Origin of the sequence: Megamonas funiformis, from assembly GCF_010669225.1 — a bacterium.
GTDB classification, from domain to species: Bacteria; Bacillota; Negativicutes; order Selenomonadales; family Selenomonadaceae; genus Megamonas; species Megamonas funiformis.
This window is the reverse complement of sequence record NZ_CP048627.1, coordinates 86,317-99,624: the sequence shown is the minus strand read 5'-3', so window position 1 is coordinate 99,624 and position 13,308 is coordinate 86,317. Positions and strand designations below refer to the sequence as shown.

General features: G+C 34.4%; 13 protein-coding genes and 1 tRNA gene. 1 reads left to right on the top strand and 13 read right to left on the bottom strand.

From position 1 onward, the window contains the following. Window positions 1-307: 307 nt before the first annotated feature. Window positions 308-1,654, top strand: coding sequence for an alanine/glycine:cation symporter family protein (locus GXM21_RS00445; protein ID WP_008539118.1), 1,347 nt, complete (start codon window positions 308-310; stop codon window positions 1,652-1,654). A gap of 119 nt (window positions 1,655-1,773) precedes the next feature. Here the strand turns inward: GXM21_RS00445 and GXM21_RS00440 are convergent. The 13 genes from GXM21_RS00440 to GXM21_RS00380 all read right to left on the bottom strand — a co-directional run bounded on the left by GXM21_RS00440 (window position 1,774) and on the right by GXM21_RS00380 (window position 13,308). After that, a tRNA-Gln gene (locus tag GXM21_RS00440) sits at window positions 1,774-1,849 on the bottom strand. A 76-nt stretch (window positions 1,850-1,925) separates the two neighbouring features. After that, entirely contained in the window at window positions 1,926-2,915 is a 990-nt protein-coding gene (gene hypE, locus GXM21_RS00435) for a hydrogenase expression/formation protein HypE (protein WP_039881468.1), read from the bottom strand. A 62-nt stretch (window positions 2,916-2,977) separates the two neighbouring features. Next, complete coding sequence (gene hypD, locus GXM21_RS00430; protein WP_008539120.1) at window positions 2,978-4,075, bottom strand: hydrogenase formation protein HypD; 1,098 nt, start codon at window positions 4,073-4,075, stop codon at window positions 2,978-2,980. Next, window positions 4,026-4,289: a HypC/HybG/HupF family hydrogenase formation chaperone gene (locus tag GXM21_RS00425; protein WP_008539121.1), complete on the bottom strand. Its 264-nt coding sequence runs from the start codon at window positions 4,287-4,289 to the stop codon at window positions 4,026-4,028. The genes hypD and GXM21_RS00425 overlap by 50 nt, the downstream gene beginning before the upstream one ends. A 15-nt stretch (window positions 4,290-4,304) precedes the next feature. Next, a complete protein-coding gene (gene hypF / locus GXM21_RS00420; protein ID WP_008539122.1) occupies window positions 4,305-6,614 on the bottom strand; it encodes a carbamoyltransferase HypF in 2,310 nt (769 codons plus the stop codon). Beyond that, window positions 6,590-7,066 (bottom strand): hydrogenase maturation protease, encoded by a 477-nt coding sequence (locus tag GXM21_RS00415; protein ID WP_008539123.1) that lies wholly within the window; start codon window positions 7,064-7,066, stop codon window positions 6,590-6,592. The genes hypF and GXM21_RS00415 overlap by 25 nt, the downstream gene beginning before the upstream one ends. Window positions 7,067-7,068: 2 nt before the next feature. Then, window positions 7,069-7,743 carry a hydrogenase nickel incorporation protein HypB gene (hypB, locus tag GXM21_RS00410; RefSeq protein ID WP_008539124.1) on the bottom strand — a complete coding sequence of 225 codons (675 nt, stop codon included), beginning with the start codon at window positions 7,741-7,743 and terminating at the stop codon, window positions 7,069-7,071. Next, window positions 7,744-8,085 carry a hydrogenase maturation nickel metallochaperone HypA gene (gene hypA, locus GXM21_RS00405; protein ID WP_008539125.1) on the bottom strand — a complete coding sequence of 114 codons (342 nt, stop codon included), beginning with the start codon at window positions 8,083-8,085 and terminating at the stop codon, window positions 7,744-7,746. It abuts the gene before it with no gap. A 49-nt stretch (window positions 8,086-8,134) separates the two neighbouring features. Next, on the bottom strand, window positions 8,135-8,377 hold the full coding sequence (locus tag GXM21_RS00400) for a cation transporter (RefSeq protein WP_008539128.1): 243 nt from the start codon (window positions 8,375-8,377) through the stop codon (window positions 8,135-8,137). Window positions 8,378-8,392: 15 nt separating this feature from the next. Then, the gene (gene cybH, locus GXM21_RS00395; protein WP_008539130.1) at window positions 8,393-9,124 is read right to left on the bottom strand and encodes a Ni/Fe-hydrogenase, b-type cytochrome subunit; all 732 of its coding nucleotides are present in this window, start codon (window positions 9,122-9,124) and stop codon (window positions 8,393-8,395) included. Then, window positions 9,117-11,018: a nickel-dependent hydrogenase large subunit gene (locus tag GXM21_RS00390; RefSeq protein ID WP_008539131.1), complete on the bottom strand. Its 1,902-nt coding sequence runs from the start codon at window positions 11,016-11,018 to the stop codon at window positions 9,117-9,119. Before GXM21_RS00390 ends, cybH begins: the two co-directional genes overlap by 8 nt. 6 nt (window positions 11,019-11,024) lie before the next feature. Further along, the gene (locus tag GXM21_RS00385; RefSeq protein WP_008539132.1) at window positions 11,025-12,131 is read right to left on the bottom strand and encodes a hydrogenase small subunit; all 1,107 of its coding nucleotides are present in this window, start codon (window positions 12,129-12,131) and stop codon (window positions 11,025-11,027) included. Window positions 12,132-12,447: 316 nt separating this feature from the next. Further along, window positions 12,448-13,308, bottom strand: coding sequence for a YitT family protein (locus GXM21_RS00380; protein WP_008539133.1), 861 nt, complete (start codon window positions 13,306-13,308; stop codon window positions 12,448-12,450).

Here is a 13,308-nt window from a genome sequence, read left to right as displayed (position 1 = left end):
ATTAATCTCTTTTTTCGTTCAGATTTTCCTTGATTTTCTTTTGCTTGAAATTCTACTTAAAAGTTCACATATCAATATAGCATTTAAAAAGTAAATAAGCATAGGAAAAATATATACATTAAGTCAAAAATTTTTACTTTCTTGCTATTGTAAGTGGATTTTTATAATTATTTTTGCTATTTTTTCAAATAAAAATGTATTTTTGTGTTTTTTACAGTGACATTTGTCTTTTTTTATGCTATGATAGAAAATATTTTTGTATCACTATACTAAACAAATGTATTTATCTAAGAGGAGGACTTTTTTCATGGACTTTTTTTCTATTATTTCCGCTATTGATAGCTTCCTTTGGGGACCACCTTTAATCATCTTATTGGTTGGTACAGGTATTTATTTGACACTGCGTTTAAAATTATTACAAGTTGCTAAATTGCCTTTAGCTATGAAACTCATCTTGAGTGCTAAAAATAAAGGCGATGGCGATATCAGTAGTTTCAAAGCACTTTGTCTTGCTTTATCTGCTACTGTAGGTACTGGTAATATCGTCGGTGTTGCTACTGCTGTTGAAGTCGGTGGTCCTGGTGCTATTTTTTGGATGTGGGTTGCAGCATTTTTTGGTATGGCTACAAAATATGCCGAAGGTTTACTCGCTATAAAATATCGTTCTAAAGACGAAATTGGTCAAGTTGCTGGTGGACCTATGTACTATATCGAACTCGGTATGGGTAAAAAATATAAACCTTTAGCTGTTATCTTTGCTGTTTTTTGTATTTTAGTTGCATTCTTTGGTATTGGTACATTTGCTCAAGTAAATGCTATTGTTGATAGTGTTTCTTTGACTTTTGGCGTTCCAGTTTACATAACTGATATTATTCTTACTTTATTAGTTGCTGGTATTACTTTAGGTGGTTTAAAAAGTATTGCTCGTGCAGCTTCAGCTATTGTTCCTTTTATGGCTGTTTTATACTTCGTAACTTGCTTAGGTATTATTTTACTTCATATCTCAGATGTTCCTGCTGCTGTTGCACTCATTATTGATAGTGCTTTCAATGGTCATGCTGCTGTTGGTGGTTTTGCTGGTTCAACAATCATGATGGCTATGAAAAATGGTATCGCACGTGGTGTATTCTCCAACGAATCCGGTCTTGGTTCTGCACCAATCGCAGCTGCTGCCGCAAAAACACATTGGCCTGCTGAACAAGGTTTAATCTCTATGACTGGTACTTTCATTGATACTATCATTATCTGTAGTATGACTGGTTTGACTTTAGTTTTAACTGGTGTTTGGTCTGGAGACCTTTCTGGTGCTGCTATGACTAATACAGCATTTAGCATGGATTATGGTTTTATGGGTGGTATTTTCCTTACAGTTTCTTTAGCTTTATTTGCTTTCACTACAATCTTAGGCTGGAATTATTACGGTGAACGTGCTTGCCAATATTTATTCGGCATTAAAGGTATCTTACCTTATCGCATCATCTTCATCTGCTTAGTTGCTTCTGGTGCCTTCTTAAAACTCGAAGCAATTTGGATTTTAGCCGATATCGTAAATGGCTTGATGGCTATTCCAAACTTAATTGCTATCATCGCTCTTTCTGGTGTGATTTCTCTTGAAACTAAAAAATACTTTGAACATCTAAAAGAAAATAAATAAAATTTTTCATAAAAAAAGCAGTGATATAAACTAGGTAATACTAGTTACATCACTGCTTTTATTTTATTTAAATTTAGATACAAAAAAACGTCGCTATAATAGCGACGTAAACTTTCAAATGGCAGGGGTAGCTGGACTCGAACCAACGCATGCGGGATTCAGAAACCCGTGCCTTACCAACTTGGCGATACCCCTATATCTTATTGACTTATAATATTATAAAAGCCAATAAGCCTTTTGTCAACCATAAATAATATTTTTATGATAAAAATTAACAAATACGTGGAATTTGTTCACCTTGTGGCATATCTACAATACGTATACCACCTATAGCTGTGCGAAGTCCAACCTCGCCAATAGCTTTATCAATGACTTTGCCAATCACTCTAGCATTTTTACCATATTCAAATTTATGCATTGTAGCTAATACATTTTCTGTATCTTCTTGGTCTACAAAAGCTACTAATTTACCTTCATTTGCCAAATAAAGTGGGTCAAATCCTAAAATATCGCAAAAACCTTGTACTTCTTCACGCACTGGAATACTATCTTCTTCTAATAAAATTCCCACTTGAGCTTGCTGTGCTATTTCATTTAAAACAGCTGCTACACCACCACGAGTTGGATCACGAAGTACAGCGATATTTGGCGCTACTGTGAGCATTTCCTTCACCATATGATTAAGCGGTGCACAATCTGTTTTTATCACGCTTGGCAATTCTAAATTATGACGAGATGCCATAATTGTTGCTGAATGGTCTCCCAAATAGCCACTGACAATTATATTTTGACCTGCTTTCGCTTTCAATGGAGATATTTCCACACCTTCTATGCGTTCTCCCACACCAGCAGTATTGATAAAAATACCATCAGCACAGCCTTTATTCACTACTTTAGTATCACCTGTAACGATATAAACTCCAGCTTCATCAGCAGCTTTGCGCATAGTATTTACTATTTCCTGTAAATCTTTTAACGGAAAACCTTCCTCAATTATCATGCCCACAGAAATATATTTAGCAATTGCTCCTGTCATAGCCAAATCATTTACCGTACCACAAACAGCCAATTTCCCAATATTACCGCCAGCAAAAAACAAAGGTTTTACTACATATGAGTCTGTAGTAAATGCTATTTTATTTGTACTTAAATCTAATTTAGCACCATCGTGCATTTCCCTTAATATAGGATTATCAAATGCTGGCAATAAAATTTTTTCCATAAGCTCATGACCTGCTTGACCACCACTGCCATGTGCCATAGTAATTACGTCATTTGCACCAAAATTACCTGCCAATATTATCACCACCAAAATTTTTAAACTTATTCAAAATGAAATACTCTCGAGCCATATTTATACCAAGCAGCACAAGTTCCTTCAACAGAAACCATACATGAACCTACTGCATGATTTGGTGTACATACCTTGCCAAAAAGAGGGCAATCTGTAGGTTTTACTAAACCACGAAGCACTTCACCACAACGACAACCAGCAGGTTCTTTGGATATTTCCTTATTCACTGGTATCATCTTCAAAGCATCAAATTCACTGAAAGCATCTGTTAAGTCCAATCCTGAATTTTCGATTACACCCAAGCCACGCCAATTAGCAGGTGCTTTTTTATATACTAAATCCATGATTTTTTGCGCTTGCATATTACCTAATGTTTTTACCACACGCTTATATTGATTTTCGATTTTAAAATCTTTTGCATGAATTTGTTTTGCAATCATATAAATAGCCTGCAAAATATCAAGTGGCTCAAAACCTGCTACAACTGCTGGCAAATGATATTTTTCTGCAATAAATGTAAAAGGCTCTTCACCTGTGATTACACAAACATGACCAGGAAGTAAAAAGCCATCTATTTTTATTTTTTCATCACAAAGCAATGCTTCAATTGCTGGCGGAGTCAATTTATGTGCTGTTAATACAAAAAAGTTTTTTATATTTTGCTGTTTTGCTGCAAGTATTGTAGCTGCTGCTGTAGGAGAAGTTGTTTCAAAACCAACAGCAAGAAAAATAACTTTTTTATCAGGATTATCTTTTGCTATTTGCAAACTATCCATAGGAGAGTAAATAATTCTTATATCGCTACCTTCTGCTTTTACCTGATTTAAACTAGATGATGTACCTGGCACCTTTAACATATCGCCAAAAGTAGTGATAATAACATCTTCTTGACGAGCATATGCAATCGCCGTATCTAAATAATCATTTGGTGTAACGCATACAGGGCAACCTGGACCACTTACTAGCTCTACTTTTTCTGGCAATAATTGGCGAATTCCTGCACGGAAAATAGATACTGTATGTGTACCACATACTTCCATAATACGCACTGGTCTATCTATTAATCTATCTATTTCTTTAAGCAAGAATGCTGCTATCTGTTTCGTTTCGTTCACTTGCTGGCTCATTAGTTCCAAGCACCTCTTTCAATAATTCAGTAGTGATTTTCGCTTCTTCTTCATCAATTACTTGAATGGCAAAACCAGCATGCATCAAAATATAATCTCCTTCATTAGCCTCTGGTAATAACATCAAGCTAATATCACGGCGAATACCTTCTACTTCTACAGTCGCCACCATGTCTTTTTTTTCAATAACTTTTGCAGGTACCGCTAAACACATAAAAACCCTTCCTATCTATTTCACTATTTCAATATCATTTTCTTGTAAATAACGAGTCAAAGCCACTGCCATTTGACCTAAAGCTATACCACCATCATTAGACGGTACTTTCTCATTGATGTAAATATCATATCTATCTTGTAATTCTTTGTAGATTAAATCCAACAAAGTGATATTTTGACATACACCTCCACTTAATACTACTTTATTTAAATTACTTTCCTTACCCAATAAATCTATCATTTCACAAATAGCTTTTGCCATAGTCAAATGGAAAGATTTCGCTATATATGCTACAGAATATTTCTGTTTTAAATCATATAAAAGCTGATACATAGGCATAAAATCTATGATATATTGACCTAATTCTTTATTTATCGTAAATGGCAAAACTTCACCATCGCTATCATAAGCTATTTTTTCCAATTCAATAGCTGCTTGTCCTTCATAATTTATCTGATAACAAATACCTAGCAAACTAGCTACAGTATCAAAAATTCTGCCAGCACTAGAAGTAAGTGGAGCATTAAATCCTTTTTGTGTAGCTTTTATCAATAATTGCCAATTCACCTTTAATAATTCAGGATATTTGTCCTTAATATCTTCACCATAAAGATTATACGCTATCCATAAACCTAATCGCCATGGTTCTTTTACCGCTTTGGCTCCAGATGGCAATGGCATATATTGAAAATGTCCTCTGCGTTCATATCCAGATAAATTGGCTATAAAAAATTCTCCGCCCCAAATACAACCATCATCGCCAAAACCTGTACCATCTAGGCTAATACCGATTACATCACCTTTCAAATCATGCTCTGCCATGACTGAGGCAATATGTGCATGATGATGTTGTACCTGTACTAATGGTAAATCATTATCTTGAGCATAGCTTTTGGCAAATTTTGTCGAAAAATACTCTGGGTGCATATCACAAGCAATAAGTTTTGGTTCAATAGTAAATAGACGCTTAAATAAATCAATACTATTTTTATAAGCGTTATTGACTGCCATATTTTCTAAATCACCTATATGCTGACTCAAAAAAGCCTTTTGCCCTTTCGTCATACAAAAAGTATTTTTTAATTCTGGCCCACAGGCTAATACAGGAATATCACTTATCAAATCGCCTTTTAATAATACTGGAGAAGGAGCATATCCTCTACTTCTGCGTATTAACATCTGTCTATTATTAAACACTCGCACTACAGAATCATCTACACGCGTTTGAATAATTCTATTATGTGAAAGTATATAATCCGCTATTGTTGATAAATGTGATTTAGCTTCTTCATCTTGATAAACAATTGGCTCATCACTTAAATTAGCACTTGTCATTACAAATACATCATCATCATTTAATAATAAATAATGAATTGGTGCATATGCTATCATCACACCTAAATAAGCATTATGAGGTGCTACCTTTGATGCTAAGTTATAAGCTTTTGCTTTATGCAATAAGACAATCGGTGCTTGCATAGAAGTCAATAATTCTTCTTCTTTATCGTTCACTTCACAGATTTTTTTTACTATATCAAGATTAGTAGCCATCACTGCAAAAGGTTTATCCTCGCGAATTTTTCGCTGTCGCAAATTTGCTACAGCTTCTTCATTAAAAGCATCACAGACTAAATGATATCCGCCTATCCCCTTTACTGCGACAATAGCACCTTTTTTGATTAATTCATGTGCTTTTTTTATACTTTCATTAGCTATATATACTTTATCAGCTACTAATTTATACTGTGGTCCACAAATATCACAAGCATTTGGTTGAGCATGAAATCGTCTATCTAATGGATTAGTATATTCATCTTCGCAATTTTTACACATAGGGAATACTTTCATCGTAGTATTTTGGCGGTCATAAGGAATGTCTTGCACTATGGAAAAACGTGGCCCACAATTTGTACAGTTCGTAAAAGCATATTGATATCTTCTATTGTTTTTATCTTTTATTTCTCGTTTACAATCTTCACAAATAGCTAAATCTGGAGAAATCAAAGTTTCTTTCGTCAAACCTTGTGGGCTTTTTTGAATTATAAACTCTTTATCATCACAAATTACATCAATCTCATGATAGCTGATATTTGTTATATATGATGCTTTAGGCGCTTTTGTTTTTATACATTGACAAAAATTTTCTATATCTATATCTCGTCCCTGAATTTCCAGCAAAACGCCTTCTACATCATTTAATACATAACCGCTATAACAAGACTGTATAGCTAAACCATATATAAACGGTCTAAAACCTACACCTTGTACAATACCTTCTACACGTATCTGATATCTTTTTATTTCTGATACTCTGCTACCCATTTATCAACTAGCTCCTTAGCCTTTTGAGCTACTTCTGGTACTTTTTCAGCTATTTTTTCTGTCATATCCAATCCCATAGAAACAACCTCTGGTTTTACACCCATTACAACGACTTCTTCAATAGGATTATCTGTCAATTTCAAAACAGCTAACATATCATTAACGCCTAAATCATGTACAGATATTTTATCTTTAAAATATGCATTTAATTCATCACCTGTAAAACTATGAAAACTACCTACAGGCGCATCAATGTTCATTGCATCAATCAATAATAATTTTTTAGTACCTGCAATATATGGCATTAAATCCATACCTAAAGTACCACCATCAATAATTTGTACAAAATCAGGATAGTCAGTGATTTTCTGCAAATATTCTGCACATCTAACACCAAAACCTTCATCTTGCATGATGATATTGCCAATACCTACAACTGAAATATCTGCCATAATTATTCTCCTAATTTTAACTGTTCTTGTTTTTTCTTAAATTCACTGCGGATAAAATCACACCATTTATCTACACCTACATCTTTAGAAGCAGCAGTTTCCATGATTTCAAGCTGTGGATGAATACATTTTAAATCATGTTTAGCAGCTTCCATATCAAAATTAGTAAATGGTAAAATATCAACTTTGTTTAAAATAGCAACTTTAGACTCTTTGAAAATAATTGGATATTTTAATGGTTTATCATCGCCTTCAGTAATACTTAAAACAGTAACCTTCATATCTTCACCAACGACAAATTCTGCTGGACAAACGAGATTACCCACATTTTCGATGATTACAACATCTAATTTATCAAGGTCTAAATCGCCAAGTACTTCTTCTACCATTGGCGCATCTAAATGACAACCGCCATTTGTATTAATCTGAATTACTGGCACATTATGCTGTGCTATTCTATCAGCATCTTTATCGGTAAATAAATCACCTTCAATTACAGCTAAGCGTAAATCATCTTTTAGATGAGCAATAGTTCGTTCTAATAAAGTTGTTTTACCTGAACCAGGAGAACCCAATAAATTAATAACTAAAATACCATGTTTATCAAATAAAGATTTATTCTTGCCAGCAATTTCATCATTTCTGCCAAGAATATCTTGCATTACAGGAATATCCATTCAATCCGCCTCCAATGATTCTACTCGAAGCTCTCGTCCCGATATAGTTTCCATGCGCAAAGAACCACAATGAGGACAAGTAAAGTTGTATCTTTCTATCTTAGTTTCCTTACCACATTCTAAACATCTTGCTACAAGTGGTATTCTCTTTAAAATCAATTTTGCTCCTTCAGCTTTCGTGTCTTTAGCTATAGAAGTAAAACAAAACTCTAAAGACTCATCTACAACACCTGTCATTTCGCCAACTAAAACAGAAATTTCTGTTACTTTTTTCGCTTCATTTTTATCTGCATAAGAAAGCACAATATCTAAAATGCCTTCTGCTAATGCCATTTCATGCATAATCTAAAATAATAAAACAGTCGGGTAAAAACCCGACTGTTTTATCTCCTTATAACAGAGCAGTTAACCCACGCTGAGTAAACTCAGCAGTCAACTGTGTTAGCGGTGTTTTAGCAGGATTATAATTAATCGTTGTTTCACCGTTATGCGCATGAATATGAACGTTATATACTCCAGGTAATCCTAATAAACTTTCTTTAAGTTCTTTAGCATTTTCCTTTGTATATCCTTCAACTTTAAATCTTAATTTATTACCTTTTCCACCAAAAAGGCAACCACAAGTAAGACACATGAAAATTACATCTCCTTAATCTTCTGCAACATGTCCTTTTTTATCTTTGAGGTCATCAATATCAGATGGAATATGTGCTAAAGTTTTTGTACCAGAGAACATACTAGCAGCTTCACCTTCACGTTCCATTAAATCTGCTCTGAATACCATATATACATGACCCATAGCAAAGAACATAATGAACCAAGCAAAATAATGATGAACCCAATGGAAAATCATTTCACCATACATACCAATTGACCAACCAAAAATAGAAGCTGGTACACCTGTGGAGTTAGGCATATAGTACATAGCAAAACCTGTTACGATTTCTACTAAAACCATAACATATAATGCTAAATATGAGCCACGAGCCAAAGGATTACGTAAATATGGTTTATGAGAATATTTTAATAGGCTGTAGTGAAGTGCTACTTCTACAGTTTCTTCCATGTATTTAGTAGTCCAGAATTTAGGTAACAAACGGTCACCACGATTGATAATCCAGCCATAAATACGCAAAGTAAATGAAGCTGTAAAAATAAAGCCTAATAAGAAGTGAATATTACGGATTAAATCTACAGATAAACGCCAATCTGCAAAAGTTGGTTCATGACCTGGGCCACCAGAAATAGGGTCCATAATCAACAATCCTGTAATAAATAATCCAGCAATACACCAAACCATAATCCAATGAAATATTCTTAAAAATGGACTAAAAATATAATATTTCTTTAATTGTCCCTTTGGATGAACTAACTTAGCCATTTAAACCACCCCTAATATAAGGGTCAGTATTAACTGTACTTATTGTTCTTCCCTTCGCATCATATAAGTGAGTAGCACAAGCTATACATGGGTCAAAAGAACGTATAGCTTTGACAATTTCTAATGGTTTTTCTGGAATTTTAACAGCAGTATCCATCATAGCGCGTTCAAAAGCACCTTGACCTGCCACTTCATCACGAGGGCAAGCATTCCATGTAGTTGGTACTACTGCTTGATAATTGCTACATTTCTTATCTTTAATTGCAACCCAATGGCTAAGTGCACCACGAGGAGCTTCATAAAGACCTACACCTTTTACTTCTTCAGTTGGCCATGTAGATGGATCCCATTTAGTAGTATTAGCTGTATCTGTATCACCATTAGCAATATTTTTAATGAGTTTTCCGAAGAAATATTTATTCATGCAAGCATTAAGCTGTGCATCTAAACCACGAGTAATTGTACGTCCAAGTGTAGATGGTAACCATACTTCTGGTGCTACATTTAATAATTTAGAAATAGCATCTACTTGATCTACCATCATCTTTTCTGCCCAATTTGGTTGGAGAAGATTTTGTTTAACTTTTGTATAAATAATAATATAACGAGCAAGAGGTCCAACTTCTGCCATTTTGCCACGCCATAATGGTGTTTTAATCCAGGAATATTTGCCTTTTTCATTAAGCTGTTCCCAATGGCTCTTATTACCGTTTTTATCACCAGTGTATTCAGCTTCAGATTTACCATCCCATGGATGAAGAGCATCGCCATCTTTATACCATGCATGAGTTGTAGTTTCTGTTAATACTTCTGGATCTTTTAAGTCATCAGCTGTAACTTCAGTAACTTTTGCGTTCATAACGCCAGCACCGAAGTTTTCAACTACAGCATTGCAGTGAATCATGATTTGATTGAACCAATCTCCACCATTAGCTGTACCTGCAAATGGTTCTTCTGGGAAGGAGCCAAATCCTAATACACGTTCTTTAGCAAGACCAGCACCGCCAGTGATTAAACCTTTCTGAGCATAAATATGACCAATAGCTAATAAGTCAGGTAAATAGAAATTATTTACTAAATCCATGCTTAAATTGATGGAAGTATCTACAGCAGCTAAACGCTGGCTATTAACAGGAGCATTCATTTCGTCCATGGAAATAGCGCATGGCATACCACCAACAACATAATGAGGATGTGGATTTTTACCACCAAAAATAACATGAGGAATAACTACTTCACGTTGTTTATCGAGCATATTTAAATAATGAGCGATAGCCATTAAATGTACTTCTGGAGGAAGAATTTGATAATCTGGATGATCCCACCAGTTTGCAGCAAAAATACCAAGCTGTCCACCGCTAACTAAAGCTTGAACTTTATCTTTAATTGCTTGGAAATATGCTGGTGTTGCTTTTGGGAAATCTTTTGGATATGCAGAAAAATCATATTCCATTGGACCATTAAATGGTAATTTATAATTTGCAAGCACTGCATTTTGTAAATTAGCAGTTGCTGTTGGGTCTGCTTTTAATGCTTCAAGTGGGCTAACCCAATCTAATGCATGTAAATGATAAAAATGTACTAAATGGTCATGAACAGTAAGTGTTGCTGCCATTATATTACGGATATAGTTTGCATTTTTAGGAATTTTAATGCCGAGTGCATCTTCTACTGCACGAACACAGCCCAAAGAATGAGAACTAGTACATACGCCACAAATACGTTGAATATATGCCCATAAATCGCGAGGGTCACGATTTTTAGCAATTACTTCAAGACCTCTCCAAGCTGTTCCGCTAGAAATAGCATCTGTTACTTTATTGCCTTCCACTTCAATTTCTACACGTAAATGTCCTTCAATACGTGTTATTGGGTCTACTACTATATGTGCCATTATTTATCAACCGTCCTTTCTTTCAGAGCTTTTTTTAGCTTCAGCTGCATCTCTTTTCTTTTTCTGAATAGCAGATGTAGCTGCATGTCCTGCGATACCGACAGCCATAGCACCAAGTGCAATACCACCAACTGTATCAATATTACCAAGACCTAGGCTACTAATACCTGGAACATCTGGTATACGTTCATATAATGGATCTTCATCCCAGAAGTTTTTGTTTGTACAACCGATACAACTTGCCCCAGATTGTACAGGATAAGATAAACCATTCCACCAACGAAGGTTACCACAAGAGCTATAAGTTTCAGGTCCACGGCAACCTAATTTATATAAACACCAACCTGCTTTAGCACCTTTATCATTGAAATCTTCAGCAAAAAGACCAGCATCAAAGAATGGACGACGATAGCAAGTATCATGCAAACGATTACCAAAGAATTGTTTTGGACGTCCTTCATTATCTACAGGTGGTAATTTACCAAACATAGCATAATGAGCGATAACACCAGTCATTACTTCTGGAATTGGTGGGCAACCTGGTACATTGATAATAGGTTTATCACCAATAATATTAGGTACGCCAGTAGATTGTGTAGGATTTGGTCTAGCAGCTTGAATACCGCCCCATGCAGAGCAAGAACCATAGTTAATAATTGCAGCACAATGAGCTGCTGCTTCTTTTAACTGATTAATGAAAGCATGACCACCTACCATACAATAGCCAGAATCTGCAAGAGCAGGTACTGCTCCTTCTACAGCCAAAATATATTGACCATCATATGCTTTAATAATTTCTTGAAGATGTTCTTCAAATGGTTGTCCGCTGGCAGCTGCTAAAGTATCGTCATACTCTAAAGCAATCATATTTAACACTACGTCAGATGCCATTGGTGCTCCAGAACGAATGAAGGCTTCACTACAGCCTGTACATTCATGACCATGAAGCCATACCACAACTGGTAATCTTTTTTCTGCTGCTTCTACAACTTCAGATAACATACTTGGAGCTATGCCAAGCATAGCAGCCATTGCTGTACAAGCTTTGATGAAGGAACGACGACTCATTCCTTTTTTTTGGTACATGTCCCAAATAGAATTATACTTTTCCACAGTACCCCTCCTAAATAAATTAAATACTAGACCCACTCATTTTTCCTGACTAAGGTATGAATGAAAAATATCATATTAGACCCAATATTTATATAAAATAATAAGAATATTATTTATTCCCTAATTGGATTTTCATAATATATGTAAATGCAAAAAACACATAATTTGTAGCTATATTTTTATATATTATTTTTATTATTTTATTAAATTATATAAAGTTTTCTTATACCTTGTATTATAGTTCGCTAGTTATTATATCGTCAAGCATTTTAAAAAGTTACAAATTATTTATGTAATTATACATTTAATATATTATTTAATGATTTTTCTTTACTCTCAATCTTCCACCTACAATATCACTAACAGGATTAATAGTTACAAATGCACCTTCATCTATATCTAAAACCATATTTTTTAATTTATCTATCTCTAATCTAGTTACTACACAATATAAAATTTTTCGTTTTTCTTTCGTATAACCACCTTCTCCATGAAGCACAGTTACACCTTTATCCATTTCCAACATCAAACGATTTAAAATATCCGTATGTTGTGAAGTAACTATCATTACAGAATAAGTTTCCTCTAAACCTTTTAAAACCACATCAATCATTTTAGCGATAACAAAATAAGCTACTAATGAATACATAGCTTTATCCCAGCCAAAAACTAAACTTGCACTACTTAAAATAAATAGATTTATAAACATGACAATTTCGCCAACAGAAAAAACTGTTTTCTTATCTGTCAAAATCGCCACAATTTCCGTTCCATCTAAAGAGCCACCATTGCGAATTATAAGACCTACACCTGTTCCCGTAATAATACCGCCAAAAACTGCTGCCAAAAAATAATCATTAGTTACCGGCAATACAGGTAAAAATACACTAGACCAAAATGACAATGATATTACAGCAAAAGTAGTCGCTATAGCAAAAGCTTTACCTATATGTTTATATCCTAAATATAAAAAAGGTAAGTTTATCAAAATTAAAAATGCACCGAAAGGAAGTCCTGTTATAGCACTAAGCATAATAGAAACACCTACTACGCCACCATCAATTATATTATTAGGAATTAAAAATATTTCTAACCCTATTGCTGTGATTATCGAACCAATAAAAATATAAATATATTTCTTCACGTACTGGCTCAATTTACTTTTTTTAGTATTCAA